The sequence below is a fragment of the Phyllobacterium sp. 1468 genome (genome assembly GCF_031455525.1).
Classification (GTDB): Bacteria; Pseudomonadota; Alphaproteobacteria; order Rhizobiales; family Rhizobiaceae; genus Phyllobacterium.
This window is the reverse complement of sequence record NZ_JAVDSX010000007.1, coordinates 136,033-154,089: the sequence shown is the minus strand read 5'-3', so window position 1 is coordinate 154,089 and position 18,057 is coordinate 136,033. Positions and strand designations below refer to the sequence as shown.

Below are 18,057 nucleotides of genomic sequence, written 5' to 3'. Positions count from 1 at the left end.
GGGTTCGAACCCCGGACCTACTGATTAAAAGACCGCACTTCATCTCAATAAAATCAAATACATGAAGCCATCATGTGCCATTCATGCGCCATCGGCAAAAAGGGTTTCTGAAATAGCGTCCATTGCATTGGCGTGATCGTCGCTTGGGAACATATGGCCGTACCTATCCATCGTTATGGCGTAGGTAGCATGACCGGCCAGCGTTTGGATGGCCTTCGGCTGTAATCCTGCCTCTATCCATTTGCTGACCGCGAAGTGGCGCAAGGCGTGCCAGCCAACAGGGTTAAACTTGCGGCCTTCTGATTTTTCTTTCTCGGCTGCCGCCTCTAGCAAAGGGCTTAACTTGCGTCGCAGGAAATTCGTGTGCCGCGTAAAGCCACCCGCTGAATCAGGAAAGACGAAATCTTCCTCGCCTTTGAATTTCGACTCTTTGCGCCACTTGGCCAAGTCGGCGGCCGTCGTCTTTCCGAGCGGCACAGTGCGCTTTCCTGAATCGCTCTTTGTGGTGTCGAATTCTCCGAACGCATCAACTCGTGTTTCAACGGTTAGCTTGCGGCCGGTAAGGTCGAGGTGGCGCCAGCGCAGAGCCCATTGCTCGGAGGCGCGAAGGCCGGTCGCGGCGGCAAACTGGATTCGCCGTTTCATGTCGTCGTCAGCAGCGGCCAATAGAGCGGTGAGGGCGGCCTTGGTAGGCGGTACAACCTTTTCGCTACCCTCGCCACGCTTGCCAATAATCCGCACGCCTACGGCCGCATTGGTGGCTACCCAGTCTTTAGCAATCGCGTGAGCGAGGGCGCGCGACAGGCTGCCGATCGTGCGACGCACCGTTATCAATCCAACATCCGCAGCGCGCAGGCTGGAACCGAGCTCATTGACCGATCGCGCCGTTAGTTGGGAAAGCTTAACGCTGCCAAGCTCCGGTTGAACGTGTGTGCGCAGTTGCGCAGACGTATTGCGCAGATACATGGTTGTCACGGACTCGCCTTTGGAGTGGCGCGCCTCCAAGTGCTTTATGTACTCGTCTATCGCGTCCTTAACGGTCTTGGTAGCAGCTTCAGCGCGAAACGTGCCGGTGCTTACCTTATGGCTTATTTCTGTTCGCCGCGCCTCTGCATCACGCTTTAGCGGGAACTGCTCCTTGTGGCGCTTGCCTTGCGCATCCGTCCAGGCGAATACCCACGCCTCGCGCTGCTCGCCCTTGCCCGTTGTCCATTTGCGCTTCTTAACCGTTGCCATTGTGACCTCCTGAAATTGTGGAACATGAACTATCATGGCACATGAAAAAAGGGTACATGTAACAGGTGTAATTAACGGCATATTTAGTGTTGACCTGAATTATATTTGCCAGATAGTGTTTATGTTACGGATTCCTCATTTTTGAGTCCAACCGGCCAGAAGCCGAAGAGTCGCGAATGACTGCATGCCGACACACAAAGCCCAACAGGGCGACTACCAGGCAGCGCCCACAAAAAAAGCATACCCTATACAGCTTGGATTCCGTTCATCGTCGCGCTTGGCGCCGTTCTGATTCCAGTTTCTCGAACGGCGCGAGTCTGCCCTCCGATGGCCAACCCACGCCCGTCTACATGCAACCCGCGTGCGCTTTTGCGCGCGCCCAAACCAAGGAGACAAGATGAACAACGACAACGACAACCAAGGCGACCTTTTGATGGGCGCCGATGCAATCGCCAAATATCTTGGAATAAAGCGTCGCCAGACTTACCGTCTCGTCGACAATGGATTGCTACCAACATTCAAGCTCGGTGGCACCGTAGCGGCTCGACGTTCGTCGCTAGCCACATGGCTGGCAGCACAAGAGCGGGTGGCGGCATGAGCGCATGACCGATACGCAGCATACTATTGTACCAGGCTCGACGGTTATGAGCAGTTGGTTAGGCGAGGGACATGTCGACTCCATTGATGGTTCCATTGCTCAGGTATCGTTTGCAGGAGGAACGCGGAGCCACGCCATAGCCGGTTTGACCCTCAAGACAGAACGCAAATCCACGGCGCAACCAAAGGAAAGCTTTAACATTCGCGCGCCGATCGTGGCCCATGATAACGAGCCAAAGGCTAAGATCAAAGTCACGCAATTCAAATTGCGAGGCACGTCGCGAATCCCGCTGCGCAAGTTTGTTTATGGCAATCACCTGATCCGCAAGTACATGTCGGCGATGTTCGCCGCTGGCGGACTTGGCAAGACTTCCCTTATTTCAACTGAGGTTCTCGCCATGGTGACAGGAAGGCCATTGCTCGGGGTTAAAGCAGAGCGTCCGCTTAATGTGTGGTTCGTGAACACTGAAGACCCCCTAGATGAAATAGAGCGCAAAATAGAGGCTACGGCGGCTCACTTCGGCATAACAGAAGAGGATATCGGAGACCGGCTCTTTCTCAGCACGGGCCGCGACAGTGATTTTGTGGTTGCCGTCGATGATAAGAAGGGAGTCCTTATCGTCGAGCCAGTTGTTGAAGAGATTGTCGAGCATGTGACGGCGAACAAAATCGACGTGATTATAGTTGACCCGTTCGTTTCGACTCATGGCGTCAACGAAAACGATAACATGGCGATTCAAAAGGTTGCCAAGGTGTGGGTTGATATTGCCGATAAACTCGATATCGCAATCGAGCTCGCGCACCACGTCACAAAGGGTAACAACGAGGTAACGGAGGACTCCGGCCGTGGCGCAGGCGCATTGAAAGATAAGGCTCGCGCTGTCCGTGCCTTGAACCGCATGACGCCAGAGCAAGCAACTAAGTGGGGAATTCCTCGCGAGGATATGAGCTCATATTTCCGCGCCGACATGGTGAAAGCTAACCTTGGCAAGTCTGGCGGCTTTTCTGAATGGTATCGCTTTGTTTCGGTTCCCATGGAAAATGGCGAGGGCATAGATAAGCCGCAAGACTTTACCGGCGTAGTCGAGCGCTGGACTCCGCCCTCCTCCGAAGACACCGAAGCGTTGAAGACCGAGCGTGAAAAGGCCCAGCGTGACGAGCTAGTCAAGAACGTTCCGGCTGACCTTTTGTGTGGCCTTAAGACGCGTCTTGCAAACAGCGCGTACCGTTATGATTGGCAGTCTACCCTTTGGGCCGGTCATCTGGTCGCGGAGCTCTTCGGCATGGACTCGGGCGACAAGGGCGACAAGCAGAAAATCAAGACCATGCTGCAAGCTTGGCTAGACGACTGCGAGCTCCAAATTGTCATGCTCCAAGACGATCGGCGCAACATGAGGAAGCACATAAAACCGGCGTGAAAAACTGCCATGCCACATCTGCCTCACCATCGAAAAACAGGTGAGGCAAAGTAGGTGGGGCGGTGCAGCAAAAACCTGCCTCACCACCCCCTTTTACTTAAGGAAAGGGGTGGGGTGAGGTGGTGTGTAGTAGAAAAATATAGGTGGAGCAAAACAGGCGGTGAGGCAAAAAATCCGCGCCCAATTTTCCACCCAACCAAAGGAGTAGAAATCATGAACCACAACGAAGAGATTTTAGACATTTACGAGGACCTTGGACTCGACATGTCAGTCGGCAGGGCTCACCAGCGCGCATGTGTATCGCCAGTTGATAAGTTTGGCCGCGCCAAGCGAAAGAAGGATGAGGCCATGGTCGCATACAATGCCGCACGCGACGAGGTATTGGAGAGTGGTGAGTGCGAGGGTAGCGCCTGGACGGTTGATATCCATGATCGCGAAGTGATGAGTCTAGACTATGATAAACTCATTGCAGCGTTCGGCGAGGAAGCGGTCAACGCTTGCCGTACTCTTCGGGTGCCGACGACCCAACGCAGTTCGTAACATACGTCGATAAGATGCCGTCGGGTCTGACCCTTCTGCGCAGGGACGATCTAGGCCGGATGTCGGACCACAGTGAATGGTTTTCACAAAGGCCTGAGGATGACGCTGAAGATCCATGGTGGGAAAATATTGATTGGGACGGTGAAGTCGCGTCGGTCCCCCATAAATAACCGATAATCGATTACAATTCTGTTGTGTAAAGACCCTCACAATTATCTTCGATGTTTGAGTTGGCAAACCACCTGAAAATCGGATGGTTTATAGTTCTATGAAAATTTTAGAGAACAGAAATTGTCTCTGGTTTGACCAGGTAATGTCCGACTACGTTTCAAAACAGAAATCAGAAACAGACACGTTTGAAGGATATGCTAAGGAAAATGGTTTCTTTATAACCTTCAATTTCGATCGCAACGCAGTTGCTTCGCGTGAGCGAAGCCTCCACGATGACAATCAGCCCACCCGATCAGTCGAGTTCTGGAACGTAAATCACTTCTATAATTTGATCTGCCAGCGTCTGGTTGGAAGGAGGTTTTTAAGCGACCGAAATAAAGCCCGACTTCCAAAGATGATAGCCTGTGTCGATGCCAATGGAACTCGATACTGGCATGCGATGGGTGACGTTGAAAACGTTCATCTCCATGTTACCAGCTCATCTAACAGGGAAATTCAAGACCATTATCAACGACATTCAAAACGAGAGACAGTTCTCAACGTTTGATTTTCGTCAGATTGATATTCGACCAGTCATCTCATTTAACGGCAACGGATTGAGGCCATCCAAACTGGCAACTTACACATCAAAATTTCTCGACTTCAACAATGAGAAATTGCTGGTGGAAGAGGATATCCAAATTTATCCAAGGCCTCGGAAGTCTCGTGGCGTGATGGGTGGAAAAAAGTCTGACAATTTCGTGGTCATTAAAAATGGCATTTAAAACGGTGTGGGGCTAGCCAAGCTGTGCGTGGCCGCTGATAATTCAAGAATGATCAAACGCTCCGACTACTCTTCTGTTTCCTCCCCGTCACTGCCGTCTTGTTCGTATCCCGAATTCGCGTCCTGATCCTCTTCGCCGTATGCTGGGCCGCCGTTCTCGTCTAGAGATATTTCCACATCGGCGCCAACTATACCCGCCGCGTATAACTGCTTCGCAGCAAGAAAAGCAACAAAGCCCGCCACCATGCTGAGATAACAATGATGCCTTCCTTGATGCTCGCCTGACAACTCTTTGGTCTAGGCAATACCATTGTTCAATAGCCTCTTGACATTCGCAACGGCATCTTTGGTGGCTTCAGACATCTTGCATTCCACTCGCATGGAGTACATGTCCCAAGCGGCGGGCTCAGTTGCCTCTTTCGCTTCGGCTTCAAAAGAGACCTTGGTCTCAGCAAAGCATCCACAGTAAGGCGCAGAGGTTCGAAATGTTTTTGCTACTAATTGCTGCCGTCGGCCTAAATTTGTATCCAGTCTTGTCGACAGAAATCGTCAATGTCACAGCCGGTGTAACGCTACCAAATACTGGCTTCGTTGAAAGACTATACCGTTTGGACTGCGGTCACTCATTAGCAAACGATGAGTCAGTGTGGACCCCTGGCGAAAACGTCGGTAAGAACATTGAGTTCTCCTCGACTTGCTATCTCCTTCGCCATGGCTCAGATGTGCTCATGTGGGATACTGGTGTTCCGGAAGAAACTATCGATGATCCGAAAGGATGGTCGACCCTTCCGAGCCTTATCGTATATCATCTCGATAGGACCATTTCTTCTCAACTTGCGGAAATTGGCCTCACCCCAAGTGACGTTACATACTTGCTCATTTCGCACTCTCATGGCGACCATATCGGGAATGTCAAACTTTTCCCGGACGCAACGGTGGTGATGCAGCGCGCGGAGTACGAGTGGATCAACGGGGCACCGCCCGCAGATGCCAATTTGAACATACTTGTAACTCTTGCGCGAGAGCTACTGGGCCACCCGAAACGGCTTGAACTGGTCACCGGTGACGTGGATCTTTACCATGATGGAAGCGTCAGGCTGATATCCACGCCCGGCCATACTCCCGGAAGCCAATCGCTTATGGTGCGTTTGAGAAACACGGGATACGTGATCCTATCTGGCGACGTAGTTCATCTTGAGGACAACTTTCGACGAAACATCGTGCCGGGCTTGAACGTCGACAAGGCTCAGTCTTTGGCTTCTATGGAGCGCATCAGAGCTCTGATGGCGCAATATTCTGCTGTGCTTTTCATAAACCACGACAAGCAGCAGACCGATCGTCTCAAGCTCGTGCCGCAATATTACGATTGACCCAGTGGGCGCCCGTATTTGCACAACGGCGCTATGCGGCCTGGAGTAACTATCTCCATAATTTCGAGGGATAGCGCGATAGGCGCCAAACAGCGCAGCCTTAATCAGCTGAATCATTGGAATGGTAAGCAAAGTAGACGTCACGCTGTCGTCTCCTGAGGCGCTCGGGTCCCTCCACAGACAAATTGGCTGATACCTTAGTATGCGCAATACCCTTGTCTAGTAGCCGCTCGCTTCGCACTAATTCAAACTCCATCTGTTGAGATGCTTCGCTTTCATCTTTTAAGGAGAACAGTAATGGACCTACTCAGTTTGGCGAAAAGCATTGCGGGCCTGGTCGAGGCCGAATCCGTCGTTGCTAACGTGCCCGTCTCGGTGACGGTAATCGATATTCATGGAAATATAGTCCTTCAGCATCGAATGAACGGAGCGCTTGCATTTTCAATGCTGCTCTCCGAGCGAAAGGCTTATACCTCGGCACTCGTGCAAATGAGGACGGCCGACCTTTTTCCGCTCGTGCAGCCAGGGAAGGAGCTTTTTCACCTAATGTCTCAGGACGAGTTCTGCGCCATGGGAGGAGGTGCGCCCCTTCATTACGGAGGCAAGGTTATCGCTGGCGTGGGTGTTAGTGGTGGAACCGTTGAGCAAGACGTCGCAATTCTGGATGCGGCTCTTGGAAGGTCTTAAGCGATTTCACACATGGGTGAGGCTATCGCGATCCGGTGGAGAGAATCTTAGCTCGACCTGGCAACCTCTATCACCAAGAGCGTTTTCGCAAGACTTGGCTGGAGTATCCTTGTCCAACTCGATGGCCAGGCCCCACGAAGTAGACCGGTCCTTATCCTTTCCCATTGGCGTATCGCCTTACAGGCAAAACAAGATTTCCACCCCCGAACGGTAGCGCGCCAAGTAGGTCAGGTTATTGCTGTCATGACTTTCACAGCTAACTGCGGATGTGTCCTCCTCGCTATATCCTTCGGCTTCATCTGATTGGGAAGGAATGGTTCCATTCTTCGGTACTCTTTTGGCCAACGCTGCGGATGACCAGCCGAGGAATAAACCTACATTGTGTGCGCCTGCTAGACCGGCATGAGAAATTTGTGGCCGCAGGACGAGAATGTCCCGCGGCCTTAATGAAGAATGTGTAATCTAAAAACTGGCTTATGCAGCGGTAGAGCTAGCTTTGTTGTGGATGCTGGAGAGAAGTTTGACCAGCGCTTCAGCTCCGGCGGTCGAAGACGCAGGATTTTGTCCTGTGATTAACCGACCATCCGTGATGGCAAAGACACCCCAGTTACCTACTTTCTCGTAGAGTCCTCCTAGCCGCTTAAGCTCATCTTCGACTAGGAATGGCACAACGTGCGTGAGCTGGACTTCCTCTTCTTCGGTATTGGTAAACCCCGTGACACGCTTGCCCTTAACAATCGGCTCACCCTTATATTTTACCCTATGCAGCACGCCCGGAGCATGACAGACGGCCGCGACCGGCTTTCCGGAATTATAAAAAGATTCGATTAGAGAAATGGAATTTTGGTCCTCCGCCAGATCCCACATGGGGCCATGGCCTCCGGGATAGAATACTGCGTCGAAATTCTCCGAGCGCATCCCTTCAAGTTTCTGGGTTGTTGCAAAGACCTTTTGCGCTGCGGAATCTTTCTTGAACCTCGCCATGGCAGGAGTTTGGTTTTCGGGCAGGTCACTCTTGGGGTCCACGGGCGGTTGGCCACCCTTCGGTGAGGCGAGCGTTAGCTCGATACCGGCGTCTCGAAAAACATAATAGGGTGCGGCGCCCTCTTCGAGCCAGAAGCCTGTCTTGCGCCCGGTGTTACCGAGTATGTCGTGAGAGGTAAATACCATCAGAATTTTCATTGTCGTCTCCTTCCATTGTTTGAAATTGGAATGCGTCAAGGAGTATGAAGACAATCGACAAACAATGCAGTTGAACGTTGGTATCAGTCATACCTTCGTATCACTGAAATATCTGAATTCGCCAACGCGTCCAAACTTCAAAAACCTTCAACATAAGGCCGGCAACAGGTTTAAACGCATGATAATGTCAGTGGCGCAATCGCTGTTAGATGCAGAATATTGTTGCCAACTGCAGATTCATTGGCACTTCGGCCGACGCCGTCACACCAAGAGCTTTAGACTGACGACAATTCATGTGCCTATTGCGTCTCCACCCCAGACCACTTGATAAAGCTGCGTTGTGAAACTGGTATCGCCACGTTGTCCAGGAAGGCGCGCAGTGACCTCTTGGAAAATCCAGCCATTCCCGTCCGGGTCAAGCACCGTTGCATAAGACGCGTAACTTTTCCGATCGGGATTGATACCATTGGCAATGCATTTGCCATTGGAGTGATGAAATACCCCTCCTTCATCATGGAACGGCTCGCTCGCATCGATCCCGCGACGATGCAGTTCGTTGCAAACAGCCTGAATGTCGGAGACGATGAGATGCATGCCTTGTGCCGTGCCGGGCAAAGCAGCAGTTACGTTCTTGCCGAAAATTACAGAACATCCCGAGCCTGACGGCGTGAATTGGATCACCCGGTAATCGTCTCCAACAGCATGGTCTAGGTCGAGTCTCCAGCCAAGATCTGTATAAAACGCCTTGGCCCGATCGACATCGGAGACAGGGATCACGACGACTTCGAGCCTCATTTCCATAGGATTCGAATTCGCTATATCTGTTGCGTGCTTACATGTCGGCGCAGCATCTTTCATGGCGACTCCTTCGATGGGTGAAAGACCGCTCTGTCGCGATCTTGTTTCCATTCTATAGGCCGCGCGCGCTAATCACTATTATATGGTCGTATCGCCAATACATTAGTATTGCCAACACCATCGTACACTGGCTGCCCCAAGATCGGCGATGCAGTATGCGTTTTTCGCGACCTGTCCAAGTAGCGGATGCAAAAGGTGAGATTGCTAGATGAACTCCCTCTGGCTAGCCGAAATCAATGCTGTTAACCCGACCTATCAATTCACTACACTCGTTGTATTGATCTTGGCAGCACGGGCGTTGACCCTCGGTCGACCGGCCCTTCGGTTCATCGCACATATCACTTTCTTCGGGCTGCTTACCATGGTGTTAGCTGCAGACGGGATCGCACCTTGGGTTCAGGACAGCGACAGTGGAGGATTTGCTCGACAGTTATTTGTTGGACTAGCCAAGGCCACCTGGTGGATAGGTGGCGCAATGGTCTTGATCAGTTCGGTGCGCTTATTTTTAAAGCTCGAGTTGAAGCCGCGTGAGGGACGTCTTCTACAAGATCTTCTCGTTGCAATCATATACCTCGGTGCTGGCCTTTCGGTGATTGCTTATGTTTTCAAGTTGCCAGTAGGAACTCTGATTGCGACGTCGGGCGTCTTAGCGATCGTACTTGGCCTCGCGCTCCAGAATACTTTAAGTGACGTTTTTTCCGGTATCGCACTCAACATCAATCGGCCCTATAGCATCGGCGATTGGATCGGTCTGGAGGAAGACGTTAAAGGACGTGTTGTAGAAACCAATTGGAGATCGACCCATATTTTGAGCAAAACCAACGACCTTATTATCATACCGAACAGTGACCTAGCCAAAGCCCGCCTAATTAATTTTACAGCCCCCGATGAAGCCCACGGCATTACAATTGCTGTCCGCCTACTGCCTAGTCAGACGCCGGCAGTTATCGAGGAAACAATGAAATCTGTGCTGTTGAGCTCAAATCTAATTCTGAAAACCCCGAGGCCTGGTGTGACGATCACGGGTCTGGACGCGTCCGCTGTCGAGGCCGAACTATCGTTCCAAGTATCGAGTATTGTGCACGCAGCGACCGCAAAGAACGAGATCTATGACCTAGTGTACAGGCACACCAAGGCCGCGGGGATCATGCTGGGCGCACCGGTCGGCGCATCTACTACAGATGTCAGCCCTGATCCCATCCTGAAGCATACCGGAGCCGCTAGGGGAATGCTTAGCTGTGTCCCGTTGCTTGCGACTTTAACGGAAGGTGAGAAGGATACTCTGTCTGCCTCGATGCGACAACTGACGTTTAAAAAAGACGAAACTATAACAACACAAGACGCATCGATGACATCGCTTATGATTGTGCGAAGCGGAGTGGTGGTTTCGGAACGCACGGTGGACGATGGACCACCCGTCGAACTTGCTCGACTTGCCCCTGGCGATCTGTTTGGGGAACGTGGCGTGCTTATGGGAACCGCTGAGACGGCCAGTAGACGTGCTTTGACTTTCGTGGTCGTCTATGAAATCTCCAAGGATATCCTTGCAGGTGTAATGCGGGAGAGACCGACGCTGGCCGAGGAACTTGGACTCTTGCTCGCCAAGAGAATGGAGATTGAAAGCCACCTGTCCCATGCCAACCGTCATTTAGCTGACGACCGACCAACCCCAATAGCCGATCGGATTCGTCACATTTTAGAAGTTCCCTATTTTAGACATCGCGATAATTATAAATCGGAACATTGACATACATTCCAGTTCCGGCACCACCACTCCTGCTTGAAGTTGTTTAAATAGTAAGTGGAATATGTTTCGGTGCATCGGGCACGTCAAAAGAGTAGGCGAGTCGCTAGCACCGAAACAATCTGCATTTTGTCGTTTTTAACGCTTGAGCATCTACGTGCGTACAGACCGGAAAGCTTGCCGCAATTCGTCACAAAACACGTTCGGCTGCTCCCAAGCCGCAAAATGTCCGCCTTTGGCTAGCTTGTTGTAATGGATTAATTTTGGATAGGCGCGCTCAGTCCAACTTCGTGGTGCCGCGTATATTTCGTCGGGAAAGACACTGACGGCAACGGGTATTTGGACGTTCTTTACGGCAAAAAAGGCGAGCTTGTTTTCCCAGTAAAGTCGAGCGGACGATACTGCTGTATTCGTCAGCCAATAGAGGGTCACGTTGTCGAGAATATCTTCTCGCGTCAGTCCTTCAGGTTGCCCATCGAATACGCGGGCAATTAACTCGTAGCTGCGAATGTCGTGATCGATCATCCATGAGGCGAGGCCAACCGGCGAATCTGCAATCGCATATAGGGTCTGTGGTCGGTTGGCCATCTCAATCGCGTACCCGAGACCATGCTTGTAAAAGTCGTCGAGTTGATCGTAGGCATGCTCTTCTTCTTGTGACAGACCTTCGGGTTTCTTGCCACCCGGTTGTAGCGCGGCGGCAATGTCGTCAGGTACAGTAGCGGGCATGTTGACGTGGATACCAAACAGTTCCGGGGGAGCGATAAGAGCCATCTGCTCCGACACTGCGTCTCCCCAATCGCCGCCTTGCGCGACATATTTCTGGTAACCAAGACGTTTCATCAATTCAATCCACGCATGGGCAATGCGAATTGGATCCCATCCCGTTTCCGCTGGCTTTCCGGAGAACCCGTAACCTGGCATTGAAGGGATGACCAGGTGGAAGGCATCCGATGCCGTGCCCCCATGCGCAGTTGGGTCAGTGAGTGGCTTAATGATTTTCATTTGTTCAATGACTGAACCCGGCCATCCATGTGTAACGATGAGGGGCAACGCGTCCTCATGCTTGGAGCGGACATGAATAAAGTGTATCTTTAATCCTTCAATACTTGTGGTGAACTGAGGTAAGGCATTGAGCTTGGCCTCAATTTTTCGCCAGTCATAGTCGTTCGCCCAGTAATGAGCGAGTTTTGTAATCGTTTCCGACTGCACTCCTTGAGTGTTGTCGCTCACCGTTTCCCGCTCGGGTAAACGAGTGGCCTTGATACGTCTCCGCAAGTCATCAAGTTCGGCGTTCGAAGCAGAAAACTTAAACGGCGTGATTGCCTCATCGCCGCTCTTTGCCGCAGCAAACGCTTCGGGAAGTATACCGCTTGCGCCTGCCACAACAGCGGTCGCGAGAAGTTTACGACGTGTGATTGATGCTGACATCGGACTCTCCTAAAGTTGGAAGAAATATGGTTGCGCCAAACACTCGCACCAAAGGCACCGAAGCCCCTATTATCCGATGGTGTCGACGACACCTTAGAGTGGTGTTAGGCGACAGCTGTTTTTGTCTGAGAAGGCGAAAATAAGCAAAGTTCAGCTTTGCGTTGCCCAGCCGCGCGAATGCTCAATAAGACGCTGCGACAAGCACAATATTTCCTCAGGTATCCGATGTGACTGAACGTGAGCTTGTAGGTTATGGTAAGACAACAAGTTGAATCACGTTGTCCCTTGTCGCGAACGATGAGCAAGGCGGCATCTTCAAAACAGTATGCCCAATCGTCGCAAAAACTCGCGAAGGATGAGGTTGAGCCGGACCTTTAGACGGTGGCCAGGACGGTCCATTCTTGACCGCTTTTGGCTGATATCAGCTTTTGGTCGAATTTGGGCTTCAAGTTGCGGATCATCGTAGCTTGGATAGTTCTGTAGAATTTTGTCAGCCATCCGTGCCAAATCTGGAAGAGAACTCGCTTTCATTTTGCGCATAACGTGACCTCGATGCGCCTTCACCGTAATTTCGCTGATGCCGAGATCGCCCGCGACTTGTTTGTTGAGGCGTCCCTTCACTACGTGCTCCATCACCTGAACCTCTCGGGGGCTCAACGTATCAAAACGACGCTTCAGAGCGACCAGCGATTGGTACTCCAATCGCCACGCCTGATGCCGTGCGAGACCTGTGTCAATTGAATCCAGCAGATCCTCATCTCGGTATGGCTCGGCAAAGAAATCAATCGCTCCATTCTTCATCGCCGTTACAGACGTGGAAATATCGGTAACTTCGGCCACGAAAATAATCGGAATAAAAATGTTTGCTTTGACAAGCCGTTGTTGAAAGGAAATACAATTGCTGTCGTCACCTATGTCGATGATGAGGCACACGGGAAACTCCGGGTTTCCCAACAACAACGCCTCAGGTATATGATCCAGTATCTTCAATCTTAAGCCAGATCTGTGCAGTCTTGCCCCCAACCGAGCCCAGTTGTTAGATTTTTTGGCCACAATGATGACTTGTGGCCGCGTATCGCCAGACCATCTAGACGAGAGGGCAAGATAATTTGGCTTGTCATGAGTGCTCAATTCTAACAATACGTTATTCATTCCATCTCTCCCAAAATTGCGTGGCACATCGGGTGCGGCGATCGTGGCGTGAAGGCGAAATCATTTGCTTTCGAGGGAAGAGGATGGCCAAACCGCGGCATGTATTCTATTGTACCGTGGTGTTGCATTGAGACGGGCCAGGTTCGTGCCATCGTGGAAGATATTCCGACGACCGACACCATTGTATAATAGACTGTCATTTGTGATCTGCGCCTGATTTCTGTTACAAATGTACGGGAGCAATTCGGCCGACCAACGTTGGACTGAGACCGTAGCGAGCGAGACAGAAAAAAGAGGGCTGTACTTGCGATGAAATCGTTGCCTGCAATCAGTTTCGCTGGCTCTGAGCTGAGCCACCCCAGGCACGTGTGCGCTTTTTTCAACAGCGAAGAAGAGTCAAATCGCGTGTTGCTGCCGTTTATTTGCGACGGCTTTACCTGCGGTCACAAATCAGTAAATCTCATCAATCCAGGGCAGCGGCCTGCTCTCTTGAAACGTCTTCGGTGTGAAGGGATCGACACAGAAGAATCACAAGAAGAAGGGCAGCTTGAAATACAGTATAATGTTGACGTTTATCTTCAGGACGGGCGGTTTGATCCAGACCGAATGCTCAAGAAATTTGAAGCAATAGCTAACAGTAACGCATCCTCAAAGTTTCCTTTAAGTCGCATCGTTTGTCAGATGGATTGGGCCGTTGATGGACGATCCGATCTGACTGAGCTCATCCAGTTTGAGGCCCGTGTGAATCATCTGTGGAGTCAACACGACGATGCTGTGATTTGTGTTTATGACTTGGCGAAGTTTGGCGGTGAGGCAGTGGTCGATATCGTACGAACTCACCCGATGGTCGTGGTGGGCGGCCTGCTCCAGCAAAACCCATTCTATGTTGAACCCGCTATTTTCCTTGAGGAGCTTCGTTTGAGACGCGCGAAGCGGGAGCGGTCGCCAGGAGCAAGTGATTGAGATGTTCTCTCCTGCTCCCGCTGCGGTTTCGGATAGTGATGGTCTACGCAAATGTGTAAATGACCTTATCACTCTGATCACACTTCCATTTATTTGGGCCGATGGTGATCTTAGCCAGATCGGCAACACAGTTTTGAACGTTCTTCGCGCGATGTTGGACGTGGATTTTCTATTCCTGCGATTGATAGCGGCGGGTGGCGAATCTTTAGAGTTGACTCGTCTCTCATTGTTCGAGGGTACGCTTCGAGCAGACCAGATCGCCAAGGCTTTGGACGCGAGTTTAGGCAATTTCACCGAGTGGCCCCGGACTGCTCAAATTCACCTCGGGGCTTTGACCATGTTTATCACCCCAGCGCCCGTGGGACTGCACGGTGTTATGGGAGTATTAGTGGCAGGCTCTCGGGAGGAGAATTTTCCGACCCAGGAAGAGCGCTTGATTTTGAATGTGGCAGCAAACCAAGTGGCAATGGCAGCTCAGGAAGCCGCACGTCTGCTCGAGCAGAAGAACCTAACCGCGGTGCTCGATGAACTTGTCGCCCAGAGAACTGCGGAGCTCCAGTCAACTAACGAGGCACTCCTACGAGAAATCGCCGAACGGAAATTGGCCGAGGAGTCTCGTGACAAATTCCGTTCGGAGTTGTCCCACGTCACTCGAGTCATGAGTTTAGGCACTATGGCCGCGTCGATTGCGCATGAGGTTAATCAACCTCTTTCAGGGATCATTACAAATGCCAATACTTCTCAGCTGATGTTGTCCGCAAGTCCTCCAGACATCGTCGGGGCGTTGGAAACCGCACGCCGGACAATCCGTGACGGGAATCGAGCCGCGGCTATTGTTGATCGACTGAGCGCGCTTTTCAAAAAGAGATCCGTCACCGTCGAGATCTTGGATCTAAACGATGCGGCGCGGGAGGTTGTGGCCCTTTCAGCAAGCGATCTCCAACGAAATGCGATCAACCTTCGTGCAGACTTCCTCACCAATCTCCCCCTAATCTCTGCAGATAAGGTGCAGCTGCAACAAGTAATCATGAATTTTCTCCGCAACGCTGTTGATTCGATTGCTGATCACAACAACGGGCAAAGAAAAATTGTTGTTCGGACCTTCTTGGATGACGACCACAGGGTCTGTCTGACCGTTGAGGACACTGGCGGAGGCATCGAGACTGCTGACGCGGATAGGCTTTTTGAGGCTTTTCATACAACAAAGGCCGATGGCATGGGTATTGGTTTGTCCGTTAGCAAGTATATCGTCGAAAGTCACAACGGACGCATCTGGGGGATACGAAATATAGGACCGGGCGCCACATTTGGGTTTTCTATTCCGATATCCATGACGGAACTTTCTAACCTCCCGATAGTCAATCCCGATGTCGAACAACGCAACATGGAGGAACCATGACGATAGAAGAGAGGCTTATATCAGTCGTTGATGATGACGAGTCGATGCGAGAGTCACTTCCCGACCTGCTGCGGATGCTAGGATTCGATGTGCAAGCGTTCTCGTCCGCTAACGAATTTCTGCAGTCGCCTTGGATCAAGAAAACAGAATGTCTCATCTTAGACGTCGCAATGCCGAGAGTTTCAGGCCCCGAGCTGCATAGAGAACTCAATCGTCGTGGTGAGGTGATACCAGTCGTTTTTATCACCGCGCAAAGGGATGAACGCTCGCGCGGTCCGCTGATCAATCAAGGGGCCGTTGAGTGTCTGTTTAAGCCGTTCAGCGGCGACGAATTGCGAGACGCACTCAGACTTGTCTTCAAGTAATTAAGAACGCTCCCGAGGGGATGTAGGATGTATAATATCTTGGATAATCGTAATCGACCGTCAGTCGTATCTCCTTCCCTGAATAAGAAACCAATAGTCTTCGTTGTCGATGACGACGTCTCGGTCAGAGAGTCACTTGAGCTCCTCATTCACCACGCAGGTTGGCAGCCGATCTTATTCGGATCAGCAAAAGAATTTCTTTCGCACGATCGTGTTGATGCACCAAGTTGCCTGATATTGGACGTCAAAATGCCTGGGTTGAGCGGCTTGGAGCTACAGCGCTTAATATCATCAGATCGTTTGCGAATGCCCATTATCTTCATCACAGGTTATAGGGACGTCCCCATGACGGTGCGGGCGATGAAGGCTGGCGCCTTCGAGTTTCTGACTAAGCCAATCGATCCAGCTGCGCTGCTTCAGGCCATCCGTTCCGCAGCGGAATACAGCGTTACAGTTTCCAACGAAGACCAGGAAATATCTCGTTTGGAGCAATCTTACTTTGGTTTAACATCACGGGAACGCGAGGTAATGGCGCTTGTTATTCAAGGCTTATTGAACAAGCAGATTGCTTTTGAGCTAAACATTAGTGAAATAACCGTGAAACATCATCGTGGCCGTGTTATGAGGAAAATGCACGCCCGGTCCTTCCTCGAATTAGTGAATATGGCGGCTAAGTTACACCTCGATACTGAAACCCCATCGTAGTGATCAGGGGATTGGATCCGGGACGAGAAGTATTTACGGTCTGCTGGCATTTATAGAGAGCTGGAGTGCGTTACATTGTCATTTAGGCATTGGCGCACCAGGTTGTTCTGCAATTATAAACTCCGCGTACCAAGCGGGCCACGATTGATCATCACTGCTTTCCGTACGTTTTTCATGTTAGCACGCGCATCAGCTGCACGCTGAAGAGTTCGGTGATCTTGGCAGTGAACTGACTTCAGCAAGCCCCCAGCTCTGGGGTACGTTTACACCTTATAGTATCCGATATTGTGAAACCGCGCACGCCGCGCTAGTCGCGCCTAAGGCCCTGTATGGTTTATTACGAATGGTAGAAATTTTGGCTCGGGAAAATGTCAGTGTCCATTGTTCAAAGGTGTTGGTCCCATTGTAACCAGTCATCACCGGTTACTGGCAGACATACCCAAAGGTATCACTGATACCTTGGTGCAGTAGAATTCGGACCACGCGACATGCGATCCATGTGATGCCCAAAGTAATATTCTCGATACGGAGGAGCCGGTGTCGACAAAAATCAAAACAATAGCTTTTGTGCCAACTCGACGAGAATTACTTGCCGCAATCGCTGCAAGCGCGGCGCTCACTTTGAGCCCGAGGCCTACTCAACCGGAATCGGCAAAAGCTGTTCGCCCTATGAAACGTAGCAAATCCCCAGGAAAAGAAGGCGTCCGCGTTATGCAGAACCTCAATCAACTCCCTTCCGCGACTATGCCTAACGTAACGCGCGGAGGCGGAGCTCGCTCTGCGCAACGGCGCCAATGACGTACAAAACACGGCGACACTGTCAGGTGCGGGCTGACGAATTGTCCTTCTACTCGGACGAGTGCGTGCAACCCCAGTTTGACAGAAGAAGGTTAGGTCGAGGTCAGTCCGCGCCGTCAGTTAATCGAATGCCAGATAGCCAAAAACCGTTGAGTATAAAGGATTTGATGTGTCTACTTATCCAGAAGAAATTAGTGGCTTGGAAACAAGATTCGGGGATGGTCGCGTGAGCGATTCTCTAATTGAGTTCTATCGAGCTTTCAACGACGGCGACATCGCAGCTCTAGAGCAAAACTGGTGCCAAGGCGACGTGCCGAGCATGAATAATCCAATCGGTGGAATCCGGAGAGGCTGGAATTCAATCAGAGAAGGCTATCTCAAGCTTTTCAGTGGTCGGGCGCGAGTCCAAGTCACTTTTCATGATTTCACCGGTCAAGGAGGGGAAGGCTGGCATCTTTTCGTAGGCCGAGAGCGCGGTGTATGCACGACGCCGCAGGAAGAGCTGAATGTGAACTTTCGAACTACGAGGTGGTTTATACTCAAAGTTGGAGTATGGCGCCAACTACACCACCACGGGTCCGTCGAGGATCCCCAAATGCTCCAAAACTATAAGAAGCTGATATTCGGCGAGGATTTAATCGACGCTCAATGAAGGTTCAAATCAGTGGGCGAACAAAT

17 protein-coding genes are annotated in these 18,057 nt (G+C 51.3%); 12 read left to right on the top strand and 5 right to left on the bottom strand.

All coding sequences use genetic code 11. The annotated features are described in order from the left end of the window. Positions 1-81: 81 nt before the first annotated feature. Positions 82-1,236, bottom strand: a complete 1,155-nt coding sequence (locus J2X72_RS19050; protein ID WP_310074536.1) for a site-specific integrase — start codon at positions 1,234-1,236, stop codon at positions 82-84. A 397-nt stretch (positions 1,237-1,633) separates the two neighbouring features. Between J2X72_RS19050 and J2X72_RS19045 the strand changes: the two genes are divergently transcribed. From J2X72_RS19045 to J2X72_RS19020, 6 genes are all read left to right on the top strand, one after another. Further along, on the top strand, positions 1,634-1,834 hold the full coding sequence (locus J2X72_RS19045) for a helix-turn-helix domain-containing protein (RefSeq protein WP_310074534.1): 201 nt from the start codon (positions 1,634-1,636) through the stop codon (positions 1,832-1,834). Between the two features lie 4 nt (positions 1,835-1,838). Continuing rightward, positions 1,839-3,251 (top strand): AAA family ATPase, encoded by a 1,413-nt coding sequence (locus J2X72_RS19040; RefSeq protein ID WP_310074530.1) that lies wholly within the window; start codon positions 1,839-1,841, stop codon positions 3,249-3,251. A gap of 213 nt (positions 3,252-3,464) precedes the next feature. After that, the gene (locus J2X72_RS19035; RefSeq protein ID WP_310074529.1) at positions 3,465-3,791 is read left to right on the top strand and encodes a hypothetical protein; all 327 of its coding nucleotides are present in this window, start codon (positions 3,465-3,467) and stop codon (positions 3,789-3,791) included. A gap of 587 nt (positions 3,792-4,378) precedes the next feature. After that, positions 4,379-4,726: a hypothetical protein gene (locus J2X72_RS19030; RefSeq protein WP_310074527.1), complete on the top strand. Its 348-nt coding sequence runs from the start codon at positions 4,379-4,381 to the stop codon at positions 4,724-4,726. Between the two features lie 484 nt (positions 4,727-5,210). After that, positions 5,211-6,095 carry an N-acyl homoserine lactonase family protein gene (locus J2X72_RS19025; RefSeq protein WP_310074525.1) on the top strand — a complete coding sequence of 295 codons (885 nt, stop codon included), beginning with the start codon at positions 5,211-5,213 and terminating at the stop codon, positions 6,093-6,095. 297 nt (positions 6,096-6,392) lie between these two features. After that, positions 6,393-6,782: a heme-binding protein gene (locus J2X72_RS19020; RefSeq protein WP_310074522.1), complete on the top strand. Its 390-nt coding sequence runs from the start codon at positions 6,393-6,395 to the stop codon at positions 6,780-6,782. Positions 6,783-7,256: 474 nt separating this feature from the next. On the opposite strand, the gene J2X72_RS19015 is transcribed toward J2X72_RS19020, so the two are convergent. Both J2X72_RS19015 and J2X72_RS19010 read right to left on the bottom strand, forming a co-directional pair. After that, complete coding sequence (locus J2X72_RS19015; protein WP_310074520.1) at positions 7,257-7,964, bottom strand: type 1 glutamine amidotransferase domain-containing protein; 708 nt, start codon at positions 7,962-7,964, stop codon at positions 7,257-7,259. A gap of 291 nt (positions 7,965-8,255) precedes the next feature. After that, a complete protein-coding gene (locus J2X72_RS19010) occupies positions 8,256-8,822 on the bottom strand; it encodes a VOC family protein (protein WP_310074518.1) in 567 nt (188 codons plus the stop codon). 208 nt (positions 8,823-9,030) lie between these two features. On the opposite strand from J2X72_RS19010, the gene J2X72_RS19005 reads away from it, so the two are divergent. Continuing rightward, the gene (locus J2X72_RS19005; RefSeq protein WP_310074516.1) at positions 9,031-10,569 is read left to right on the top strand and encodes a mechanosensitive ion channel family protein; all 1,539 of its coding nucleotides are present in this window, start codon (positions 9,031-9,033) and stop codon (positions 10,567-10,569) included. Positions 10,570-10,719: 150 nt separating this feature from the next. Here the strand turns inward: J2X72_RS19005 and J2X72_RS19000 are convergent, their stop codons facing one another. After that, positions 10,720-11,997 (bottom strand): epoxide hydrolase, encoded by a 1,278-nt coding sequence (locus J2X72_RS19000; protein ID WP_310074514.1) that lies wholly within the window; start codon positions 11,995-11,997, stop codon positions 10,720-10,722. Positions 11,998-12,312: 315 nt separating this feature from the next. Beyond that, positions 12,313-13,149 carry a LuxR C-terminal-related transcriptional regulator gene (locus tag J2X72_RS18995; RefSeq protein ID WP_310074512.1) on the bottom strand — a complete coding sequence of 279 codons (837 nt, stop codon included), beginning with the start codon at positions 13,147-13,149 and terminating at the stop codon, positions 12,313-12,315. Between the two features lie 309 nt (positions 13,150-13,458). On the opposite strand from J2X72_RS18995, the gene J2X72_RS18990 reads away from it, so the two are divergent. From J2X72_RS18990 to J2X72_RS18970, 5 genes are all read left to right on the top strand, one after another. Then, positions 13,459-14,112 (top strand): MEDS domain-containing protein, encoded by a 654-nt coding sequence (locus J2X72_RS18990; RefSeq protein ID WP_310074509.1) that lies wholly within the window; start codon positions 13,459-13,461, stop codon positions 14,110-14,112. Between the two features lies 1 nt (position 14,113). Next, positions 14,114-15,511, top strand: coding sequence for an ATP-binding protein (locus J2X72_RS18985; protein WP_310074507.1), 1,398 nt, complete (start codon positions 14,114-14,116; stop codon positions 15,509-15,511). Then, positions 15,508-15,876, top strand: coding sequence for a response regulator (locus tag J2X72_RS18980; protein WP_310074506.1), 369 nt, complete (start codon positions 15,508-15,510; stop codon positions 15,874-15,876). Before J2X72_RS18985 ends, J2X72_RS18980 begins: the two co-directional genes overlap by 4 nt. A 27-nt stretch (positions 15,877-15,903) precedes the next feature. Next, positions 15,904-16,581 (top strand): response regulator, encoded by a 678-nt coding sequence (locus J2X72_RS18975; protein WP_310074504.1) that lies wholly within the window; start codon positions 15,904-15,906, stop codon positions 16,579-16,581. A gap of 967 nt (positions 16,582-17,548) precedes the next feature. Next, positions 17,549-18,031, top strand: a complete 483-nt coding sequence (locus J2X72_RS18970; RefSeq protein ID WP_310074502.1) for a nuclear transport factor 2 family protein — start codon at positions 17,549-17,551, stop codon at positions 18,029-18,031. The last annotated feature ends 26 nt before the right edge of the window (positions 18,032-18,057 follow it).